Annotated in this window: 1 pseudogene; it reads right to left on the reverse strand. The window is 45.4% G+C overall.

Annotation, left to right across the window (positions count from 1 at the left end):
- Nucleotides 1-209, reverse strand: a pseudogene (locus tag AAEY75_RS17480) (DUF3025 domain-containing protein); the annotation flags it as partial.
- Nucleotides 210-229 lie beyond the last annotated feature (20 nt).

The following is a 229-nucleotide window of genomic DNA, read 5'->3' on the forward strand; positions in this document are numbered from 1 at the left end:
GTCTGAGCAGGCTCATTATTTAAGCCACTGAGCTGTGTGATGGCTCTATTGATATAGTCTAACTGCTGTAAATGAGCCAACCACGGTGCTTGCCAATCAATCTTAGCAAAGCTTTTGTCAACACTGCCGGCGCGTGTAGAGAGACTGATTATAGGCGCTTCAGAAGAAGCCGTTGAATAAGGTTTGGCAGGTAAATCAGTGGCGGTCATGTTCACTATCTCTATTAGAC

The sequence above is a fragment of the Psychrobacter sp. TB55-MNA-CIBAN-0194 genome (genome assembly GCF_040309505.1).
Taxonomy (GTDB): Bacteria; Pseudomonadota; Gammaproteobacteria; order Pseudomonadales; family Moraxellaceae; genus Psychrobacter; species Psychrobacter fozii.